The following is a 19,433-nucleotide window of genomic DNA, read 5'->3' as shown; positions in this document are numbered from 1 at the left end:
AATCGAGCGGTCTAGCTTCCGCGGTAGACCGAGTATCCGAAGGGGTTGAGCAGCAACGGCACGTGGTAGTGGTGCTGCGCGGGTGCGACCGTGAAGACGATCGAGACCTCGGGGAAGAACGGCGGCTCGGCCGACGCCGGCGCGTAGTACGCGGCGGTGTCGAAGAGCAGCCGGACGACCGAGCCCGCCTCCACGGCCGGCAGGTCTTCGACCCGGCCGTCGGAGTCCGTGGCGGAGGTGCCGAGCACCTGCCAGCCACCCTCGGTGTGCTGGGCGAGCTCGACCGGGACGCCCTCGGCCGGGCGGCCGAGGCTGGTGTCGAGCACGTGGGTGGAGATGCCGGTCATGGGTGGGTGACCTTACTGATGGCAGTGGTGATCCTGCGTCAGTGATACCTGATGATGCGTCAGTTATCGTCGAGCAGGTGGTTGATGCGAATGTCGTTGATCTTCCGCAGTTCCTCCCGGACGATCCCGGCCTCGGTGGCCGGGTCGTTGGGGTGGCGCTCGCGCAGGGCGGCGAGCATGGTGGCCGCGGTGCGGCCGGTCGCGCAGATCAGGAACACGTGGCCGAACTTGGCCTCGTAGGCGGCGTTGGCCCGGCGCAGTTCGTCGAGCAGGGCGTCCTCGGCCCCGAGGACGCCGGCCTGCTCGCGCTCGGAGGCGGCGTCGCCCGGCCTGGGCGTGCCGATCCGGGCGTGGCCGGCCATCGCGTCGTGCAGGTCGGCGGCGGAGAGCCCGGCCATGGCCTCGGCGTTGGCGTCGAGCAGTGCCCGGCGGTCGGTCCACGGTCGGGCCGCGACGACGGCGTCGGCCCAGCCGGGGCTGGAGCAGACGTCCAGCAGGATCTCCCTCAGCTCGGCGGCGTCGGCCGCCGTCAGGGCTTCAAGGGCGTGGGGGTGGTTGGTCACGGGTGGACCTCCTGGGGAGTGGTGCCACCCGCACAAGCTAGATCGGCGGGATCGGGTCGTCAACACTTTGTTGAACGGTTGGTGGTTACGTTTCGCGACGGCCCTGGTCGCGGGGTCTCTCGTGTGTGATGCGACAAGTGCGCCCCGCCGGGGGCGGGGTCGCACTGACCCTGCCGGCGGGGCGCACCCGGGCCCGCGGGCTCAGCCGGACTTCGAACCGTCCTGGCGGTTGAGGTAGTTGTACACGGTGAAGCGGCTCACGCCGAGTGCCGTGGCGACCGTCTCGACGCCGTGCCGGACGGTGAACGCGCCGCGCTCCTCCAGCAGGGCGACGACGCGCTGCTTCTCCCAGCGGTCCAGCTCGGCCAGCGGCCGGCCGTCGAACTGGCGGGCCGTCTCGGCCAGCAGGCGGTCCAGCGCGTTGCTCAGGTGGGGCAGCCGGACGGCCAGTGCCGGTGCGCCCTCCCACTCCAGGACGACGTCCTCGGGCTTCGCCTCGCCCACCGGGAGGGGCGTCGCGCCGACCGCGTCCAGCAGCGGCTTCAACGCCGCGGCGAGCGGGTGTTCGACGTGCTCGGTCACGGCCTATCACCCTCCTCGGGCGCGTCGGCGCCTTCGTCGCCGAGCACGCTGACCTGGACCGATATCCGGGTCGCGCCGACGTCCAGGCTCTCCCGGAGCAGTCGGGTCACGGCGGCCAGGACCTGGTCGGCCTCGCCTTCGGCGCCGGTGCCGAAGGGGCCGACCGCGACGGCCAGGCCCGCTTCGTCGACCGCCTTCCGGGCCGCCGCGGCGTGCTCCGGGAACGTGTCCAGCTCGAACGGTTCTGTCGTGAACTCCACCATCAATCGCACCCGCTCACTCTAGCGAGCGAGGGGTGGGGCGGTCAGTGGCCGGTTCGGGCCGCTCGGTGGCGACTGCGCGGTCGGGGTCGCGGAGGCTTCAACAAAATGTTGTAGATGCCTTGACAGTTCTCCGAGGAGCCGGACATGCTTCCACCAGACAGAATCCCTCTTCCGCATCGTGGAAGCTGTGGATGACGGAAGAGAGACACGAGGTGATGGACGTGACCGCCGCTTCCCGGCACAGCTTCACGGTCAACCTGTCGATCCTGTTCGGCGAGCTCCCGCTGCTGGAGCGCCCGGCCGCGGCGGCCGCCGCCGGATTCACCGCCGCCGAGCTGTGGTGGCCGTTCGGCGAGGACCACAGCCCCACCGAGGCCGAGCTGGACGCGCTCCGCAAGGCGTTCACCGACGCCGGCGTACGGCTCACCGGCCTCAACTTCCTCGACGACCTCGTGAAGGGGGCGCGCGGTACCGTCTCGGTGCCGTCCGAGAAGGAGCGGTTCCGGGCCAACGTCCCCGTCGCCGCCGCCCTCGCCGCCTCGCTCGGCACCCCGGCGCTCAACGCCCTCTACGGCAACCGGGTCGCCGGCGAGGACCCGGCCGGGCAGGACGCCCTCGCGCTGGAGAACCTCGTCCTCGCCGCCCGGGCCGCGCACGGGATCGGCGCGGTGCTGCTGATCGAGGCGCTGAACCGGCCGGAGTCCCCGGACTACCCGCTGGTCTCCGCCGCCGCCGCGGTCGAGGTGGTCGACAGGGTCAACGCCGCCACCGGCCTGGGCAACGCGAGGTTCCTCTGCGACCTCTACCACCTGGCCCGCAACGGCGAGGACCCGGCGGCCGTCATCGACGCGTACGCCGACCGGATCGGCCACGTGCAGATCGCGGACACCCCCGGCCGCAACGAGCCGGGCACCGGCGGGCTGGACTTCGAGGACCTCTTCGCCCGGCTCGCCGCCGCCGGCTACACCGGCCCGATCGGCCTCGAGTACCGCCCGTCCACCGGCGTCAGCGCCGACAGCTTCGGGTGGCTCCCGCGCGAGCACCGCGCCGCCTAGGCCGTGCCCGGCCGCGCCGGCCACCCACCCCACCCTCCCCGCTCCACGTACAGAAGGAACGACGCGATGAGCCGCAAGATCGCCTTCATCGGCCTCGGCATCATGGGAAGCCCGATGGCCGCCAACCTGGTCGGGGCCGGCCACCACGTCACCGGCTACAACCTCACCCGGCCGCAGATCGACGCCCTGGTCGCGGCCGGGGGCCACGGCGCCACCAGCATCGCGGACGCGGTGCGGGACGCCGAGGTCGTGATCACCATGGTCCCGGCCGACCCGCAGGTCGAGCAGGCCGTCCTCGGCGAGGGCGGCGTCCTGGAGAACGTCCGGCCCGGCACGCTCGTCATCGACATGTCGAGCATCACCCCGCGGACCTCGATCAGGGTCGAGGCCGCCGCCCGGGAGAAGGGCGTCCGTGCGCTGGACGCCCCGGTCTCCGGTGGCGAGGCGGGCGCGGTCGAGGCCGTTCTCTCGATCATGGTCGGCGGCGCCGCCGAGGACTTCGCCGAGGCCAAGCCGCTGTTCGACGTGCTCGGCACCACGGTGGTCCACGTCGGCCCGGCCGGCGCCGGCCAGACGGTCAAGGCCGCCAACCAGCTGATCGTCGCCGTCAACATCCAGGCCGTGGCCGAGGCCGTGGTCTTCCTGGAGAACGCCGGCGTCGACCTCGGGGCCGCGCTGGACGTGCTCGGCGGCGGCCTGGCGGGTTCGACCGTGCTGAACCGCAAGAAGACCAACATGCTGAACCGCGAGTTCGCCCCCGGCTTCCGCATCGACCTGCACCACAAGGACATGGGGATCGTCACCGAGGCCGCCCGGGCCGTCGGCGCCGCCCTCCCGGTCGGCGCGGTCGTCGCCCAGCTGGTCGCCTCCGCCCGTGCCAACGGCGACGGCTCCCTCGACCACTCGGCGCTGCTGCGCGGCGTCGAGCGGCTCTCCGGCCGCGAGGTGAAGTAGCCCTCCCGGCCCCTCGACTCCTCCCGGTGGCGTGTACCTGTCCGGTCGTGCCCGCGCCACCGGGAGGTTGCCACCTGCCGCCCCGGCCGCGTGCGTACCCGTGCGGCCGGGGCGGCGACCAGCCCGACCGGCGGGCGGTGCGGGGCTCATCCGCCCGCCCGCCGGTCGACCGGACGGTGACGCGCCCACCCTCCAGGGGCACTTCGGTCGTGCCGAGCGGCGCGTTGCCCGGCTCCCTCCCCCGTCGAGGGGAGTCCCTCGTCCTCCGGAAGCGGGACGAGGGGAACGGCGGGGAGGGAGCCGCCCCGGGTGTGCCGGGGCCCATGCTTGACGGACCATCGCCAGACCAGAAGTGAGGCCCACGCCATGCCCCCCACCTCCCACCAGGGCCATGTGGTCGTAGCTCCCGACAAGTTCAAGGGCACCCTGGAGGCCGCCGAGGCCGCCGCCCGGATCGCCGCCGGCATCCGCCGTGCCGCCCCCGGTACCGAGGTCCGCGAACTGCCCGTCGCCGACGGCGGCGAGGGGACCCTGGCCGCCGCGCTCGCGGCCGGCTTCGCCCGCGTTCCCGCCAAGGTGGCCGGCCCGACCGGCCTGCCGGTGGACGCCGCGCTCGCCGTCCGGGGCGACACCGCCGTGGTCGAGCTGGCCCAGGCCTCCGGGCTGGCCCGGCTCCCCGGCGGCCGGACCGCCCCGCTCGCGGCCGGCTCCTACGGGGTCGGCCAGCTGATCGGCCGGGCCGTCGGGCTCGGGGCGAAGCGGATCGTGCTCGGCCTCGGCGGAAGCGCCTGCACCGACGGCGGGGCCGGGATGGTCCAGGCGCTCGGCGTCTCGCTGCTCGACGGCGACGGCGTCGAACTCCCGCCCGGTGGAGCGGCGTTGCGGCGCCTGGAGCGGGTCGACCCCGGACGGCTCGCCGGCACCCTGGCGGGCGTCGAGATCGTGGTCGCCTGCGACGTCGACAACCCGCTGCTCGGTCCGCGCGGCGCGACGGCCGTCTACGGCCCGCAGAAGGGCGCGAGCGGGGAGGACCTGCTGGTCCTGGAGGAAGCTCTGACCCGGTTCGCCGACGTGGTCGGCGCGACGGTCGGCCGCGAGGTGCGCGACGCCCCCGGCGCGGGGGCCGCGGGCGGGGTCGGCTTCGCGGCGCTCGCCCTGCTGCGCGCCACCATGCGACCCGGCATCGAGCTCCTGCTCGACCTGCTGGGTTTCGACGCGGCCGTGCGCGGGGCACGCCTCGTCGTCACCGGCGAGGGCTGCCTGGACGCGCAGACGCTCCACGGCAAGGCCCCCGCCGGCGTCGCGGCGGCCGCCGCCCGGGCGGGGGTCCGGGTGGCCGCCGTGGCGGGACGGGTGGAACTGTCCGAACGCGAGTGGCGGGCGGCCGGCTTCGCCGCCGCGTACGCGCTCAGCGAGTTGGGCGAGCAGCCCGGTGACGGCCTGACCAGGGCGGGAGAGCTCGCCGAGGTCGCGGGGGAGCGACTGGCGGCGGAGTTCCTCCACCGGTGACCGGCGCGGGCCCTCGTAGTTTCCTCCATTGACGATTTGTTGAAGGCGGCCCTAGGCTCCGGGCCATCCTTCGGCGCACCCCCACCCCTCGACCAGGTTTCGGAGGTCCTCCATGCCCATCAGCGAGACCGCGGTGATCCGTTCCCGCCGGGTGGTCCTGCCGGACGGTGAGCGCCCCGCGGACGTGCTGGTCCGGGACGGGAGGATCGCACGGATCGCCGCGCACGGCTCCCTCCCCGCCGGTGGCCACGCGCTCACCGACCTCGGTGACACCGCGCTGCTCCCCGGCCTGGTCGACACCCACGTGCACGTCAACGAACCCGGCCGCACCGAGTGGGAGGGCTTCGCCACCGCCACCCGGGCGGCCGCCGCCGGCGGTGTCACCACCGTCATCGACATGCCGCTCAACTCGGTGCCGCCCACCACCACCCCGGCCGGGCTGGAGGTCAAACGGAAGACCACGGAGGGTCAGGCCTGGGTCGACCTCGGCTTCTGGGGCGGGGCCGTGCCCGGAAACCTCGCCGACCTCGAACCCCTGCACCGTGCGGGCGTGTTCGGCTTCAAGTCCTTCCTGGCGCCGAGCGGCGTCGACGAGTTCCCGCACCTCGAACAGGCCGATCTGGAGGCCGCCCTCGCCGAACAGGCCCGAATCGGCGCGCTCGCCATCATCCACGCCGAGGACCCGGCCGTCCTCTCCGCCGCACCGCAGCAACCCGGCGTCCACTACCGGGACTTCCTCGCCTCCCGGCCTGCCGGTGCGGAGACCGCCGCGGTGGCCCGGCTGCTCGACACCGCCCGGCGCACCGGCGCCCGGGTGCACGTCCTGCACGTCTCCTCGGCCGCCGTGCTGCCGCTGCTCCGCCGGGCCCGCGCGGACGGTGTCGAGGTCACCGCGGAGACCTGCCCGCACTACCTGACCCTCACCGCCGAGCAGGTCCCGGACGGCGGCACCGCGTTCAAGTGCTGTCCGCCGATCCGTGACGAGGCCAATCGCGACGCCCTCTGGGAGGCCCTGGCCGCAGGGGAGTTCGCCGCGGTCGTCTCCGACCACTCGCCGTCCACCCCCGACCTCAAGCTGCTGCCCGAACGCGGCGGCAGCGGGGACTTCGCAGCCGCCTGGGGCGGCATCGCCTCGCTCCAGCTGGGCCTGCCCGCGGTCTGGACCGAGGCCCGGCGGCGCGGTCACACCCTCTCCGACGTGGTCCGCTGGATGTCCGCCGGCCCGGCCGGGCTGGCCGGTCTCACCGGGACGAAGGGCGCCGTCGCCGTCGGCCACGACGCCGACCTGGTGGCCTTCGACCCCGACGGCCGCTTCGCTGTGCACGCCGCCGACCTGCACCACCGCAACCCCGTCACCCCGTACGCGGGCCGGACGCTCACCGGCGCCGTCCGCACCACCTGGCTGCGCGGCCGGGTCGTCGACGTCGCCGGCGAGCCGTTCGGCGTCCAGCTCACCCGCCCGCGGCCCACCGGCTCCGGGCCCACCGGTCCCGTGTCCACCGGTCCCGGGCCCGCCCGGTCCACCCGTCCGACCCCCGGCCCCGAGGAGTCGCAGTGACCACCGTCCCCACCCCGAACGCCCCGTTCACCGAGCTGGTCGACCTGGCCTCCCGCCGGCTCGGCGCCGGTGTCGTCGCCACCAACGAGGACACCTTCGCCGACGCCGAGAACCTGCTGGTCGCCGAGGCCGCCGTGTTCCGCCCGCACACCTTCGGCCACAAGGGCCAGATCATGGACGGCTGGGAGTCCCGGCGGCGCCGGGGCACGGGTGCCGAACAACCGCACCCCACCGACGAGGACCACGACTGGGCGGTCGTCCGGCTCGGCGCCGCCGGAGTGATCCGCGGCCTGGTCGTCGACACCGCGCACTTCACCGGGAACTACCCGGAGAGCACCTCCGTCGAGGCCGCCTCGATACCCGGCCACCCCTCGCCCGCCGAGGTCGAGGCCGCCGCGTGGGTGGAGATCCTGCCGCGCACCCCGCTGCGGGGCGACACCGCCCACGCGTTCGAGGTGAGCAGCGCCACCCGGTTCACCCACGTACGGCTCAACATCTTCCCGGACGGCGGTGTCGCCCGGCTCCGCGTCCACGGCGAGGTGCTTCCCGACCCGCGCGAGCTGGACGGCCTCACCTTCGACCTGGCCGCCCAGGAGCACGGCGGTGTCGCCGAGGCCGCCTCCGACCGCTACTTCTCCTCCCCGCACAACCTGAACGCTCCCGGCCGCGCCTCCGTCATGGGTGAGGGCTGGGAGACCCGGCGTCGGCGTGACAAGGCCAACGACTGGGTGCGGATCGCCCTGGCCGGGGGCGGCGAGGTCCTGGCCGCCGAGGTGGACACCACCCACTTCGTCGCCAACGCCCCCGGCTGGGCCGATCTGGTCGGCTACGACGCCTCCGCCGGCGGTGACCCCGCCGCCGACCAGGGCGGCTGGTTCGCGCTCCTGCCGCGCACCCGCCTCCAGCCCGACACCCGGCACCGCTTCCGGCTGAACCCGGCCCGCCCGGTGACCCATGTGCGGATCAACGTGTACCCCGACGGCGGCCTCGCCCGCCTCCGCCTCACCGGCCGCCCGACCGAGGCGGGCCGGGCCGGTCTCGCGCTGCGCTGGTTCGACGCCGTCCCGGTCGCCGAGGCCGCCGCGGCCCTCGTCGAGGCCGGTCTCACCGCCGGGGAGGCCGCCGAACTGGCCGCGGCCCGCCCGCTGGTGGACGCCGACGCCGCCCGCACCGCCGTCGCCGCGCTCAGCCCGGCCGACGGCCCCGACGGCGAGCACTCCTCCCGCCGCCGCTCGGCCGCCCGGCGCCTGCTCGGCATCTGAACCGGCGCCCGGGCCGGCGTCCCGACCGGTGCCGGAGCCCGTGTCCCGGCCGGCGGCGCCGCCGGCCGGGAGCCGCGGCCGCGGTGGCTCCGCGCCACCCGCGGAGCTCTCCGGCCGCGGCCCGGGGCGGCGCCGCATTCCCCCAAGCGTCACACCCTTATCGACATCCGAAGGACCCGTCATGTCCAAGATCCTGACCACGGAGTCCGGCGCCCCGGTCGCCGACAACCAGAACTCGGCCTCGGCCGGCGCCTACGGTCCGCTGCTGGTCCAGGACCAGCACCTGCTGGAGAAGCTCGCCCGGTTCAACCGTGAGCGCATCCCGGAGCGCGTCGTGCACGCCCGCGGTTCCGGCGCGTACGGCTACTTCGAGGTCACGGACGAGGTCTCGCCGTACACCCGGGCCGCCTTCCTCGGCGAGGTCGGCAGGCGCACCGAGGTGTTCCTCCGCTTCTCCACGGTCGCGGGCAACCTGGGCTCGAACGACGCGGTCCGCGACCCGCGCGGCTTCGCGCTCAAGTTCTACACCGAGGAGGGCAACTACGACCTCGTCGGCAACAACACCCCGGTCTTCTTCATCAAGGACCCGCTGAAGTTCCCCGACTTCATCCACTCCCAGAAGCGCGACCCGTACACCGGTGTCCAGGAGGCCGACAACGTCTGGGACTTCTGGGCCCACTCGCCCGCGTCGACCCACCAGATCACCTGGCTCTTCGGCGACCGCGGCATCCCCGCGTCCTACCGCCACATGAACGGGTACGGCTCGCACACCTACCAGTGGGTCAACGAGCAGGGTGACGCCTCCTGGGTGAAGTACCACTTCAAGACCAACCAGGGGATCCGCTCGCTGGACGCCGCCCAGGCCGCCGAGGCGGTCGGCGGCGACGCCGACAGCCACCAGCGCGACCTCCACCAGGCCATCGAGCGCGGGGTGTTCCCGTCCTGGACCCTCTACGTCCAGCTGATGCCGGTCGCCGAGGCCGCCGACTACCGGTTCAACCCCTTCGACCTGACCAAGGTCTGGCCGCACGCCGACTACCCGTTGGTCAAGGTCGGCCGCCTGGTGCTCAACCGCAATCCCGAGAACGTCTTCGCCGAGGTCGAGCAGGCCGCTTTCTCGCCGAACAACTTCGTGCCCGGCATCGGGCCGTCCCCGGACAAGATGCTCCAGGGCCGCCTGTTCGCGTACGCCGACGCCCAGCGTTACCGCCTCGGGGTGAACCACAGCCAGCTGCCGGTCAACGCCCCGCGCGCCACCGAGGCCGCCAACTACGGCCGGGACGGCCTCGGCGCGCTCAACCCGGCCGGCCGTGCCCGCAACTACGAGCCCAACTCCTACGACGGGCCGGCCCAGACCGGCGCCGCGCTCGCCGCGCCGACCGGGCTGAGCGGCTGGACCGGCACCCACACCACCCCGGCCCACGCCAAGGACGACGACTTCTTCCAGGCCGGTGAGCTCTACCGGCTGATGCCGGAGGCCGAGCGGGCCCGCCTGATCGACAACCTGGCCGGCTTCCTGGCCCAGGTCTCCCGCGACGACGTCGTGGAGCGGAACCTCGCCCACTTCCACGCCGCCGACCAGGAGTACGGCGCCCGCCTGGAGGCCGCCGTCACCAGGCTCCGGGCCGGCGACGAGGGCTGATCCACCGGACCACCCTCCCCGGCCGCCGGGGCCCGCACCCCGGCGCCGCCCCCCGACCGGGCCGTTCCCCCAGGCAGTGGGGGAGCGGCCCGGTGCCCGTCCGCCGGCCGGACACCCGCCACCGCCCGCCGCAGGCGCCCTGCCGCCGATCGACGGTCAGGAACGTCCGCCGCTGCGCCACCCGGCGGGCGGGGGTACGCGGGGGCATCGGCGGGGCATATGCCCGTCAAGTGCTTCACCGCACCTGCACGAAAATCCGCAGAGGGGCGGATGGCGGTGTACAGCGGTGGATAGGCTGGACACCACCCGCCGGTCACACCTGCGGGGGGACATCGGAAGGGGACGACATGTCGACACCAGCCCCCGGTCGCCACGCCGCGCCGGCCCAGGGCCTGCCCGGTCCGTTCACCTCCCTGCAGCACGCCCTCAGACTGCTGGAGGCGGTCGACCGGCACCCCGGAGGGGCCACGCTGGTCACGCTGGCCAGGGAGACGTCCCTCGGGCTGCCGACGGTCCGTCGGCTCGCCGAGATCCTGGAGATCGAGGGCTACCTCATGTGCCAGGACGGCGGTTGGGTGCTCGGCGGCACCTTCGCGTTGCTCGGGCAGCAGAACCGGGAGCAGCTGGTGCGGGTCCGGCTGGACCGCAAACTGGAGGAGCTCCGGGACGAGTTGGGCGCGGCGGTGTACTTCAGCCGCTACCACGACGGCGAGCTGTCGGTGGAGGCGGTGTCGGCGGGCGACCACGCGCCGGCGGTGCAGGAGTGGGTGGACTTCCGGGCCACCGCGCACGCCAGCGCGATCGGCAAGTGCCTGCTCAGCCAGCTCGACCACGACGCCCGCCGGGACCACCTCGCCCGGCACCCGGTGGCCCGGCTGACCTCCCGGACGGTCACCGACGCCGACCAGCTGATGCACCGTCTGGAGCGTCAGCCGGCCACCGTTCCGGTGCTGGACATCCAGGAGTACGCGCTCGGCACGGTCTGCGCCGCGGTCCCGGTCACGGCCGGTAGCACGGTCGGCTGCCTGGCCACCTCGATGCCGGTGGACAACGTGCACCGGCTGAAGGCCGCCGCCGAGTTGCTCGCCGTCCGGGCCGCGCCGCTGATGCTGGCCATGGCCGTCTGAAGCACCGCGGAGGATCGCAGGACCCCGTCGCGCCGCGGCGGGGTCCTCGTGTTTCCCGGGGTGCCGGGCCGTCGGCCCCGGGTGTTTCGCCGGGCCCGCCGTGGTGCACATCACTTATTAGACTCGATGTCGATAAGAGGTGTCGAACCTCTTGTGGCGCGCACTACCCGCGAGTACGTTTTGCCGAGTCGAGCCGCCACGAGCCGCCACCCGCAGGTCAGGAGGGCCCCGCCATGCCCAGCCCCACCCCCGTTCCCGCCCTCGCCGCGCCGGCCGTCCGGGTGCACGAGAGCCTCGTCCTGGAGCCCCGCGACGTCCGCTTCGACTGGTCCGGACTGCCGCTGCACTGGATTCCCGACGAGCCGATGGCCACCCACGTCATCAACGTCCTGCACCTCCTCCTCCCGGAGGGCGAGCGCTGGTTCGTCAAGGTGTTCAAGGACGCCCTGCCGATGATCCGGGACGAGCAGCTGCGGGACGAGGTGCTCGGCTTCATCGGCCAGGAGGCCATCCACGCCGAGGCCCACCAGGAGGTCCTCGACCACCTGCTCGGGCAGGGCCTCGACCCCCGCCCGTACGTGCGTCAGATCTCCTGGCTGTTCCAGCGGGTCCTCGGCGACAAGCCCGGGCTGACGCCCGCCCGGCAGCGCGAGAACATCATCGAGCGGGTCGCGTTCGTCGCCGCCATCGAGCACTTCACCGCCTTCCTCGGCAACTGGGCGCTCAACTCTCCGGGCCTGGACCGGGCCGAGGCCGACCCGACCATGCTCGACCTGCTGCGCTGGCACGGCGCCGAGGAGGTCGAGCACCGCAGCGTCGCCTACGACCTGATGGTCCACCTCGACCCCGGCTACCTGCGGCGGATCCGCGGCATGGCGATCTCCGGGCCGCTCCTCGTCCACCTCTGGGTGCGCGGCGCCCGCTTCCTGCTCGCCGCCGACCCGACCCTCGACGGCCGGATCAGGCCCACCTGGCGCGAGGCCGGCCGGATCGCCAGGCGCGGACTGCTGCCCGACCCGCTCACCTCGATCCGCTCCGGCCTGCGCTACCTCCGGCCCGGCTACCACCCCACCCAGGAGGGGTCCTCCAGCCAGGCCCTCGGCTACCTCGCCACCTCCCCGGCCGCCCGCGCCGCCGCCGGCCGCTGACGGGGACGGCGGTCCCCGCCCCCGGGGCCCGCCGCCCGCCCCACCCGCCCCCGGCCCACCCGCCGCCGCCCAGGACCCAAGGACCCCGCCGGATGGATCTGCGCACCCCACCCCCCGACCTCTACGGCCGCCCCCGCGCCGACACCTTCTTCCGCTTCCTCACCGCCTTCGGCGACCGCTACAGCCCCGCCCTCGGCAGCCCGCTGCTCCGGCGCAACCCCCGCCGCCCGCCCGGCCGCCCCACCCCGGCGCTCCAACTGGTCGTCACCGCCCGGCGCCCGGCCGCCACCGACGTCGTCGAACTCACCCTCGCGGACCCCTCCGGCGGTCCCCTCCCGCCCTGGCAGCCCGGCGCCCACCTGCGGCTCGTGCTGCCGTCCGGCCGCGAGCGCCACTACTCGCTCTGCGGCGACCCGGCCGACCCCGCCGCCTACCGGATCGCCGTCCGGCACCTGCCCGCGGGCGGCGGCGGCTCCGCCGAGGTCCACGACACCCTCCACCCCGGCACCCGGCTCACCGCCCGCCGTCCCCGCAACGGCTTCGCCTTCTGCGCCGAACCGGCGGTCCTCCTGGTGGCCGGCGGCATCGGCATCACCCCGCTGCTCCCGATGGCCCGCGAGGCCCGGCGGCACGGCCTGGACTGGCACCTCGTCCACGTAGGCCGCAGCGCCGGTACCCTCCCGTTCTCCGAGGAGCTGCGGGCCCTCGACCCGCACCGGGTCCACCTGCGCACCGACGACGAGCACGGCGGCCCGCCCACCGGGGCCGAGCTGCTCGCCCGCGCCCCGCGCGGTGCGGCCGTCTACTGCTGCGGCCCGGCCCCGATGCTCGCCGCCGTCCAGCGGGCCCTCGACGGATCGCCCGCCGCCTCCCTGCACTTCGAACGGTTCGGCGCCGCGCCGATCACCGACGGCGAGCCGTTCACCGTCCGCCTCGGCACCGACGGACCGGCCCTCGACGTCCCGGCCGACCGCTCGGCCCTGGACGTGCTCCGGGAGGCCCGCCCCGACCTGGCGTACTCCTGCCACCAGGGCTTCTGCGGCACCTGCGAGGTCCGGCTGCTGGCCGGCACCCCCGACCACCGCGACCGCCGCCTCACCGCCGAACAGCGGGCCGCCGGCGCCCTGCTGCCCTGCGTCTCCCGGGCCGCCGCGGGCGAGACCCTGGTGCTCGACCTCGGTGCGCCCGGCCGGCCCCGGGCGCAGGACCCGTCCGACCGGCCGTAGGCCGCCGATCCCCCAGAAGGAGCCCCCGCCGTGCCGCCCACCCCCGCCTTCCCCTACACCGAGCACGACCTCGCCCGCTTCCGGGAGACCCAGCAGCTCGCCTACCACTGCGCCGAGGAGGTCGCCGCCTGGATCGAACCCGGTGTCACCGAGCGGCAGGCGACCGCCCAGCTGCGCCGCCGGCTGGTCGCGGCCGGTGTGCAGGACTTCTTCCACGTGCCGTTCGCCTGGTTCGGCGACCGGACGGCGTTCCGGCACTTCCACACGCCGCTGCAGTTCTTCGCCGGCAACCGCCGCCTGACGGAGGGCATGCCGTACGTGCTGGACTGTGCGCCCGTCGTCGACGGCTACACCGCCGACATCGGCTACGGCGGCAAGGTCGGCGAGAACCGCGTGTGGGACCGCCTCGCCGCCGACCTCCGGGTCTACCGCGAGCTGATCCTCACCGAGGTCCGCGCCCGCAGGCCGCTCGCCGACGTGTACGCGGCGGTCGACGCGCAGATCGAGGCGCACGGCTACGACAACCGCCACCGCGTCTACCCGGGCCGGGTGATCGGCCATCAGGTCACCCGGACGACCGCCCGCGGCCCGGCGGGGGTGAACGTGTTCGGCTTCGGGGTGCGTACACTCCAGACGCTCGGCCGCGAGCTGATCAGCGAGCGCCTGCACGGCCGCTCCCCGCTCTGGGCGGACGGCCGCTCCTCCTGGCACGCGCCCACCCCGGGCCTCTGGGCGGTGGAGCCGCACATCGGCTTCCGGGAGGTCGGCATCAAGTTCGAGGAGCTGCTGGTGGTCACCGAGGACGACGCGTACTGGCTCGACGACGACCTCCCGCACGTCCGCCGCTGGACCGCGGCAGGCGCCGCCGCGACCACCCCGACCACCGCGACCGCGACCGCCGCGACCGCTCAGGAGGCGACCCGATGACGACCAGCCGCGACACCGGACGCCCCGGGCACCCCGCCCCCCGGGTGCCGCACCGTGCCGCCTCCCGCCGCCGGACCGTCCACTCCGGGGGCCTGCCGCTCGCCGTCTTCGAGGACGGCGACCCGGGCGCCCCCACCGTCCTGCTGGTCCACGGCTACCCGGACACCCACGCGGTCTGGGACGACGTCGCCGCCGACCTCGCCCGCGACCACCACGTCGTCCGCTACGACGTCCGGGGCGCAGGCGCCTCCGGCGTCCCGGCGGGCCGCGAGGGCTACCGCCTGGACCAGCTGGCCGACGACCTGTTCGCCGTCGCCGACGCGGTCAGCCCGGACCGCCCGGTGCACGTCGTCGCCCACGACTGGGGCTCGCTGCAGTCCTGGGAGGCCGTCACCACCCCCGGTGCCGAACGACGGCTCGCCTCCTACACCACCATGTCCGGGCCCTGCCTGGACCACATGGGGTTCTGGCTCCGCGACCGCTTCCGCCGCCCCACCCCGCGCCACCTGAGGCAACTGCTCGCCCAGGGCGCCCACTCCTGGTACATCACCGCCTTCCACCTGCCCTTCCTCGCCCCCGGCGTCTGGCGGCTCGGCCTCGCCCGCGCCTGGCCCCGGGTGCTGCGCGACCTGGAAGGCGTCAGCCCGCGCCCCGGCCACCCGCAGCCCACGCTGCGCCGGGACGCGGTGCGCGGCATCGAGCTGTACCGGGCCAACATGCGGCCCACGCTGCGCAACCCGCGCGAACGGTCCACCGAGGTGCCGGTCCAGCTGATCACCCTCACCCAGGACCACTACGTGGGCACCTACCTCTCCGAGGGCCTGGAGCGCTGGGTGCCCGGGCTGACCCGCCGGACCCTGCACGCCACCCACTGGTCCGCACTGCTGGAGAAGGGAACCGCCGTGGCCCGGATGGTCCGTGAACACGTCGCCCGCACCGAGGCCGGCCGGGACGCCCCCGAGGACCGCGCCGCCGCTGCCGCCGCTGCCGCCGGGGACGGCCGGCTCGTCGTCGTCACCGGCGGTGGCAGCGGCATCGGCCGGGCCACCGCGCTCGCCTTCGCCGAGGACGGTGCCCGGGTGGTGGTCTGCGACCTCGACCTGGACGCGGCCCGCCGCACCGCCGAACTCGCCGCCTTGATCGGGCCGCCCGCCCACGCCTACCGGGTCGACGTCGGCGACGGCGCCGCGGTCGACGCCTTCGCCCAGCAGGTCGCCGCCGAGCACGGGGTGCCGGACGTGATCGTCAACAACGCGGGCATCGGTCACTCCGGGACGTTCCTCCAGACGACGGAGAAGGAGTGGCAGCGCGTCCTCGACGTCAACCTCTGGGGCGTCATCCACGGCTGCCGGGCGTTCGGCAGCCTGATGGCCGACCGCGGCGAGGGCGGTCACATCGTCAACCTGGCGTCGGCCGCCGCCTACCTGCCGTCCAAGGCGCTCACCGCCTACGCCACCAGCAAGGCCGCCGTCTTCATGCTCTCCGACTGCCTGCGCGCGGAGCTGGCCGGCCACGGCATCGGCGTCTCCACGATCTGCCCCGGCATCGTCAACACCAACATCACCCGCACCTCCACCTTCTCCGCGACCACCGCCGACCAGCAGGCCGCCAAGCAGGCCCGTGCCGCCAGGCTCTACGCCCGCCGCGGCTTCCCGCCCGAGAAGGTCGCCACCGCCGTCCTGCACGCCGTACGGACCGGGAAGGCCGTCGTCCCCGTGACGCCCGAGGCGAAGGCCGCCCGCTTCCTCTCCCGGCTCTCCCCGGGCCTGCTCCGCCTGGCCGCCCGCCTCAACGTGACCTGATCCCCCGCCGCCGCGATATCGGATACGATGAATTTCGATATCACCACAGGCTCTTCGATCCCCGGAGGTCCGCTGTGACCCGCACCGTGATAGACGTCAAGGACGAGCTGCTGGCCGAGGCCGCAGAGATCTTCGGGACGACCACCAAGGTGGCGACGGTCAATGCCGCCCTGGAGGACGCGGTCAATCGTCGGAAGCGTGAGTCCTTCCTCAACTGGCTTGCCGAAGGGGGGCTGCCTGACCTCACCGGTTCGGCGGACCACGGTGAGTGAGCGCTTTCTGATCGACAAGTCGGCCTTCGCGCGGTACCCGAAGCCGGCGGTTCGAGCGGTGGTCGAACCGCTCCACAACGCCGGGCTGCTCGCCGTCTGCGGTGCTGTCGAGCTGGAGATCATGCACAGCGCCCGTTCCAAGGCGGATGCCCTGCGCATTCGTGAGGGCCTCAGCGGTTTCGCCTGGCTTGCGACACCCGACGAGGTCTGGGACCGGGCCATCGAGGTGCAGGCCGCGCTGACGGCGGCGGGCAATTGGCGAGCCCTGTCCGTCGCGGACCTCGTCATCGCCGCCACGGCGGAACGGCACGGCGTGGCGGTACTGCACTACGACGGCGACTACGACATGATCGCGGCCGTGACCGGCCAGCCCACCCGCTGGGTCGTTCCACCCGGGACGGCCGACTGACGTCGGGCCCGGCGGGGAGCGGACGCTCGTCCGCCCGCCGCCGGGGCCGCCGCGCAGGGTGTCCGCGTGCGGGCGTGGCGGCCCGTACGATCACGGACCATGGAGATGAGCACCGCCCTCTGGTCCTTCGCCTTCGTCGTGGGGCTGCTGACCCTCACGCCCGGGCTCGACACCGCGCTGGTCCTGCGCACGTCCGCGCTGGGGCACCGGCGGCAGGCGTGGGGCGTGGTGCTGGGGATCCAGACCGGGACGCTGCTCTGGGGCACCCTGACCTCGGCGGGCGTCACGGCGCTGCTCACCGCCTCCCAGCTGGCGTACGAGATCCTGCGGTGGGCGGGCGCCGCGTACCTGGTGTGGCTGGGGATCGGGATGCTCCGGAGCAAGGGCGGCGACGCCGAGCCGGAGGAGGCGCAGCCGTCCGGCGGCGGGCTGGCGCACGGCTGGCGGCGCGGCACGCTGACCAACCTGCTCAACCCCAAGGTCGGCGTCTTCTACGTGGCGGTGCTGCCGCAGTTCATCCCGGCGGGGGCGCCGCACTTCGCCGCGGGCGTGGCGCTGACCTGCGTGCACGTCGCGGAGGGGCTGCTCTGGTCGGCGGTCCTGGTGGGCTTCGCCCAGGTGCTGCGCGGCTGGCTGCGCAGACCGGCCGCGCGCCGGGCGATGGACCGGGTGACCGGGCTGGTGGTGCTGGGCTTCGGCGTGCGGCTGGCGGTCTCGGACACGCCCTAGCGTCGCCGGTTCAGCTGCCGAGACGGCGCAGGCCCTCGCGCAGTTGGTCGGTGTCCATGCAGAGGTGCACGTCGACGGAGGCGTTGAACTCCAGCCAGAACGGCTCGCAGACGGACGGCAGCGCGGCCTCGTCGGGTATGTCGATGACGGCGATCTGGCAGCGCCGGCCGTTGCGGGCGAAGGCGTAGACGGCCTCGGGCTTCAGACCGGCCATGATCCGGTCGAACTTCTCGGCGACGGCGCCGTCCCTGACGACCTGGTTGGCCGTCGCGGTGTCGAGCTCGATCTCCAGCAGGGCACGCATGGCGGTGCTCCTTCCGCAGGCTCGCGGTGAGTCCTCCTCTCCAGGCTCCCGCTGCCCCGGCGGCCACGCAACGTCACCCGGGCGGCGGCGCCGGATGGCCGCCCGGTGGGTCGCGGGCTGCACTGGGATCGCCACCCCGGCGCGGACAGGAGCACCTCATGGCGATCATCGTGACCTTCGACTTCCCCGAACTCTCCCAGGCGCAGTACGAGGAGGCGGTGGACCGGCTGACCGGCGGCGCGGGGCTGAACAGTCCCGCCGACTGGCCGGTGCGCGGGCTGGTGCTGCACGTGTCGGGGCCGAATCCGGACGGTCGCGGCTGGCACGTCACCGACGTCTGGGAGTCCCGGGAGGCGTTCGAGCAGTTCGGGACGGTGCTGCTGCCGATCCTCCGCGAGATCGGGATCCCGTCGGCGCCCCCGCTGATCTGCGAGGCCTACAGCGTGGTGACCTGACCGGGCCTGAGCTGTTCCCGACCCGATGCGGCCCGTCGGGTCAGGCCGCGTGCGGCTTCCGCACGCTCCCCGGCTCCGCCGCGTCCGCCGGGGCCTCCGCGGGCGCCAGGTCGTGGTGGATCGGCCCGTCCCCGGCGCTGAGCGGCAGGCAGCTGCCGCCCCTGCGGTGGGCGACGATCTCGGCGGCGACCGACACGGCGGTCTCCTCGGGGGTGCGGGCGCCGAGGTCCAGGCCGATGGGGGAGCGCAGCCGGCCGATCTCGGCGTCGGACAGGCCGCTCGCGCGCAGCCGGGCCTCCCGGTCGCGGTGGGTGCGGCGGGAGCCCATCGCGCCGACGTAGCCGACCGGCAGCCGCAACGCCCGCTCCAGCAGCGGGATGTCGAACTTGGCGTCGTGGGTGAGCACGCAGAGCACGGTGCGGCCGTCGAGCCGGTCGAGCTGGGTGTCGAGGTAGCGGTGCGGCCAGTCGACGACGACCCGGTCGGCGTCGGGGAAGCGCTGCCGGGTGGCGAAGACGGGGCGGGCGTCGCAGACGGTGACGTGGTAGCCGAGGAACTTGCCGATCCGGACGACCGCCGCCGCGAAGTCGATCGCGCCGAAGACCAGCATCCGCGGCGGGGGCACGTAGGACTCGACGAAGAAGGTCACGGTGCCCCGGTCCTGCTCGTCGCAGGGGCGCCCGTCGAGGCCGAGCACCAGCTGTCCGGTGCGGCCGGCGTCGAGCATGGCCCGGGCCTCGGTGACCAGGGCCCGTTCCAGGGCGGCCACCGTGGAGGGGGCGGGGGAGAGGGCGCCGTGGTGGGTGTCGGCGGTGACGGTGAGGGTGGCGCCGAGCAGGGCGGCGGGGCCGGCGACGGCACGGGCGAGGGCGACCGGGGTGCCGGCGGCGACGGCGGCGAGGCCGGTGTCGAGGGCCGGGTCGGCGCCGGGGACGACCGGCTGGACGAAGACGTCGATGACGCCGCCGCAGGTCAGGCCGACGGCGAAGGCGTCCTCGTCGCTGTAACCGAACCGTTCCAGGGCGGGCCGGCCGGACTCCAGGGCGGCCCGGCAGAGCTCGTAGACGGCGCCCTCGACGCAGCCGCCGGACACGCTCCCGATCGCCTCGCCGGACGCGTCGACGGCGAGCGCGGCACCGGGGTCGCGCGGCGCGCTGCCGGAGACCCCGACCACCGTGGCCACGGCGAAGGCGCGGCCGGACGCGTGCCAGGCCTGCAGCTGCTCGGCGATGTCCTGCATGGCGGGAGCTCCTTGTCGCTTTCGAGGGTAGCCGGAGAGGGACCGGCGGGCGCGGACGG

Annotated in this window: 21 protein-coding genes; 15 read left to right on the top strand and 6 right to left on the bottom strand. The window is 74.4% G+C overall.

Annotated elements, in window-relative coordinates; all coding sequences use genetic code 11:
- Positions 1-11: 11 nt before the first annotated feature.
- From uraH to PUR61_RS20355, 4 genes are all read right to left on the bottom strand, one after another.
- Positions 12-347, bottom strand: coding sequence for a hydroxyisourate hydrolase (gene uraH, locus PUR61_RS20370; RefSeq protein WP_329880501.1), 336 nt, complete (start codon positions 345-347; stop codon positions 12-14).
- A 59-nt stretch (positions 348-406) separates the two neighbouring features.
- Positions 407-910, bottom strand: a complete 504-nt coding sequence (uraD, locus tag PUR61_RS20365; RefSeq protein WP_329880500.1) for a 2-oxo-4-hydroxy-4-carboxy-5-ureidoimidazoline decarboxylase — start codon at positions 908-910, stop codon at positions 407-409.
- Positions 911-1,111: 201 nt separating this feature from the next.
- On the bottom strand, positions 1,112-1,492 hold the full coding sequence (locus tag PUR61_RS20360) for a helix-turn-helix domain-containing protein (RefSeq protein ID WP_329880499.1): 381 nt from the start codon (positions 1,490-1,492) through the stop codon (positions 1,112-1,114).
- Positions 1,489-1,755: a thiamine-binding protein gene (locus tag PUR61_RS20355; protein ID WP_329880654.1), complete on the bottom strand. Its 267-nt coding sequence runs from the start codon at positions 1,753-1,755 to the stop codon at positions 1,489-1,491. Before PUR61_RS20355 ends, PUR61_RS20360 begins: the two co-directional genes overlap by 4 nt.
- Before the next feature lie 191 nt (positions 1,756-1,946).
- Here PUR61_RS20355 and PUR61_RS20350 point away from each other — a divergent pair, with 191 nt between their 5' ends.
- The 14 genes from PUR61_RS20350 (at position 1,947) to PUR61_RS20285 (ending at position 17,375) form a co-directional block, all read left to right on the top strand.
- Positions 1,947-2,810 carry a TIM barrel protein gene (locus PUR61_RS20350; protein WP_329880498.1) on the top strand — a complete coding sequence of 288 codons (864 nt, stop codon included), beginning with the start codon at positions 1,947-1,949 and terminating at the stop codon, positions 2,808-2,810.
- Between the two features lie 3 nt (positions 2,811-2,813).
- The gene (locus tag PUR61_RS20345; protein WP_329880496.1) at positions 2,814-3,764 is read left to right on the top strand and encodes a 2-hydroxy-3-oxopropionate reductase; all 951 of its coding nucleotides are present in this window, start codon (positions 2,814-2,816) and stop codon (positions 3,762-3,764) included.
- 366 nt (positions 3,765-4,130) lie between these two features.
- Positions 4,131-5,273: a glycerate kinase gene (locus PUR61_RS20340; RefSeq protein WP_329880495.1), complete on the top strand. Its 1,143-nt coding sequence runs from the start codon at positions 4,131-4,133 to the stop codon at positions 5,271-5,273.
- 112 nt (positions 5,274-5,385) lie between these two features.
- The gene (gene allB / locus PUR61_RS20335) at positions 5,386-6,831 is read left to right on the top strand and encodes an allantoinase AllB (protein WP_329880494.1); all 1,446 of its coding nucleotides are present in this window, start codon (positions 5,386-5,388) and stop codon (positions 6,829-6,831) included.
- Complete coding sequence (gene alc, locus PUR61_RS20330; protein ID WP_329880492.1) at positions 6,828-8,093, top strand: allantoicase; 1,266 nt, start codon at positions 6,828-6,830, stop codon at positions 8,091-8,093. Before allB ends, alc begins: the two co-directional genes overlap by 4 nt.
- Before the next feature lie 181 nt (positions 8,094-8,274).
- Positions 8,275-9,735, top strand: a complete 1,461-nt coding sequence (locus tag PUR61_RS20325) for a catalase (RefSeq protein WP_329880490.1) — start codon at positions 8,275-8,277, stop codon at positions 9,733-9,735.
- A 347-nt stretch (positions 9,736-10,082) separates the two neighbouring features.
- Complete coding sequence (locus PUR61_RS20320; RefSeq protein WP_329880488.1) at positions 10,083-10,862, top strand: IclR family transcriptional regulator; 780 nt, start codon at positions 10,083-10,085, stop codon at positions 10,860-10,862.
- A gap of 233 nt (positions 10,863-11,095) precedes the next feature.
- Positions 11,096-12,010: a metal-dependent hydrolase gene (locus PUR61_RS20315; protein ID WP_329880486.1), complete on the top strand. Its 915-nt coding sequence runs from the start codon at positions 11,096-11,098 to the stop codon at positions 12,008-12,010.
- A gap of 92 nt (positions 12,011-12,102) precedes the next feature.
- Positions 12,103-13,236, top strand: coding sequence for a PDR/VanB family oxidoreductase (locus tag PUR61_RS20310; protein ID WP_329880484.1), 1,134 nt, complete (start codon positions 12,103-12,105; stop codon positions 13,234-13,236).
- A gap of 30 nt (positions 13,237-13,266) precedes the next feature.
- Complete coding sequence (locus PUR61_RS20305; protein WP_329880482.1) at positions 13,267-14,163, top strand: M24 family metallopeptidase; 897 nt, start codon at positions 13,267-13,269, stop codon at positions 14,161-14,163.
- Positions 14,160-15,965 carry an SDR family oxidoreductase gene (locus tag PUR61_RS20300; RefSeq protein WP_329880481.1) on the top strand — a complete coding sequence of 602 codons (1,806 nt, stop codon included), beginning with the start codon at positions 14,160-14,162 and terminating at the stop codon, positions 15,963-15,965. The genes PUR61_RS20305 and PUR61_RS20300 overlap by 4 nt, the downstream gene beginning before the upstream one ends.
- A gap of 74 nt (positions 15,966-16,039) precedes the next feature.
- Positions 16,040-16,237, top strand: coding sequence for a type II toxin-antitoxin system VapB family antitoxin (locus tag PUR61_RS20295; protein ID WP_329880480.1), 198 nt, complete (start codon positions 16,040-16,042; stop codon positions 16,235-16,237).
- On the top strand, positions 16,230-16,646 hold the full coding sequence (locus tag PUR61_RS20290; protein WP_329880479.1) for a PIN domain nuclease: 417 nt from the start codon (positions 16,230-16,232) through the stop codon (positions 16,644-16,646). Before PUR61_RS20295 ends, PUR61_RS20290 begins: the two co-directional genes overlap by 8 nt.
- Before the next feature lie 99 nt (positions 16,647-16,745).
- Entirely contained in the window at positions 16,746-17,375 is a 630-nt protein-coding gene (locus tag PUR61_RS20285) for a LysE family translocator (protein WP_329880477.1), read from the top strand.
- Positions 17,376-17,385: 10 nt separating this feature from the next.
- Here PUR61_RS20285 and PUR61_RS20280 read toward each other — a convergent pair whose 3' ends face one another.
- Complete coding sequence (locus PUR61_RS20280; RefSeq protein WP_329880476.1) at positions 17,386-17,679, bottom strand: hypothetical protein; 294 nt, start codon at positions 17,677-17,679, stop codon at positions 17,386-17,388.
- A 158-nt stretch (positions 17,680-17,837) separates the two neighbouring features.
- Here PUR61_RS20280 and PUR61_RS20275 point away from each other — a divergent pair, with 158 nt between their 5' ends.
- A complete protein-coding gene (locus tag PUR61_RS20275) occupies positions 17,838-18,134 on the top strand; it encodes a hypothetical protein (protein ID WP_329880474.1) in 297 nt (98 codons plus the stop codon).
- Between the two features lie 40 nt (positions 18,135-18,174).
- Here PUR61_RS20275 and PUR61_RS20270 read toward each other — a convergent pair whose 3' ends face one another.
- Positions 18,175-19,374, bottom strand: coding sequence for an XdhC family protein (locus tag PUR61_RS20270; protein ID WP_329880473.1), 1,200 nt, complete (start codon positions 19,372-19,374; stop codon positions 18,175-18,177).
- Between the last annotated feature and the right edge of the window lie 59 nt (positions 19,375-19,433).

The sequence above is a fragment of the Streptomyces sp. BE20 genome, from assembly GCF_036322525.1.
Taxonomy (GTDB): Bacteria; Actinomycetota; Actinomycetes; order Streptomycetales; family Streptomycetaceae; genus Kitasatospora.
This window is presented reverse-complemented; position numbering and strand designations above follow the sequence as displayed.

What these genes read in the sequence shown, in the direction of transcription:
- PUR61_RS20315 (WP_329880486.1), top strand. Translation starts at nt 11,096, where the DNA reads ATGCCCAGCCCCACCCCCGTTCCCGCCCTCGCCGCGCCGGCCGTCCGG.
- PUR61_RS20275 (WP_329880474.1), top strand. Translation starts at nt 17,838, where the DNA reads ATGGCGATCATCGTGACCTTCGACTTCCCCGAACTCTCCCAGGCGCAG.
- PUR61_RS20320 (WP_329880488.1), top strand. Translation starts at nt 10,083, where the DNA reads ATGTCGACACCAGCCCCCGGTCGCCACGCCGCGCCGGCCCAGGGCCTG.
- PUR61_RS20325 (WP_329880490.1), top strand. Translation starts at nt 8,275, where the DNA reads ATGTCCAAGATCCTGACCACGGAGTCCGGCGCCCCGGTCGCCGACAAC.
- PUR61_RS20270 (WP_329880473.1), bottom strand. Translation starts at nt 19,374, where the DNA reads ATGCAGGACATCGCCGAGCAGCTGCAGGCCTGGCACGCGTCCGGCCGC.
- PUR61_RS20350 (WP_329880498.1), top strand. Translation starts at nt 1,947, where the DNA reads ATGACGGAAGAGAGACACGAGGTGATGGACGTGACCGCCGCTTCCCGG.
- PUR61_RS20300 (WP_329880481.1), top strand. Translation starts at nt 14,160, where the DNA reads ATGACGACCAGCCGCGACACCGGACGCCCCGGGCACCCCGCCCCCCGG.
- PUR61_RS20310 (WP_329880484.1), top strand. Translation starts at nt 12,103, where the DNA reads ATGGATCTGCGCACCCCACCCCCCGACCTCTACGGCCGCCCCCGCGCC.
- PUR61_RS20340 (WP_329880495.1), top strand. Translation starts at nt 4,131, where the DNA reads ATGCCCCCCACCTCCCACCAGGGCCATGTGGTCGTAGCTCCCGACAAG.
- PUR61_RS20280 (WP_329880476.1), bottom strand. Translation starts at nt 17,679, where the DNA reads ATGCGTGCCCTGCTGGAGATCGAGCTCGACACCGCGACGGCCAACCAG.
- PUR61_RS20355 (WP_329880654.1), bottom strand. Translation starts at nt 1,755, where the DNA reads ATGGTGGAGTTCACGACAGAACCGTTCGAGCTGGACACGTTCCCGGAG.
- allB (WP_329880494.1), top strand. Translation starts at nt 5,386, where the DNA reads ATGCCCATCAGCGAGACCGCGGTGATCCGTTCCCGCCGGGTGGTCCTG.
- uraH (WP_329880501.1), bottom strand. Translation starts at nt 347, where the DNA reads ATGACCGGCATCTCCACCCACGTGCTCGACACCAGCCTCGGCCGCCCG.
- PUR61_RS20285 (WP_329880477.1), top strand. Translation starts at nt 16,746, where the DNA reads ATGGAGATGAGCACCGCCCTCTGGTCCTTCGCCTTCGTCGTGGGGCTG.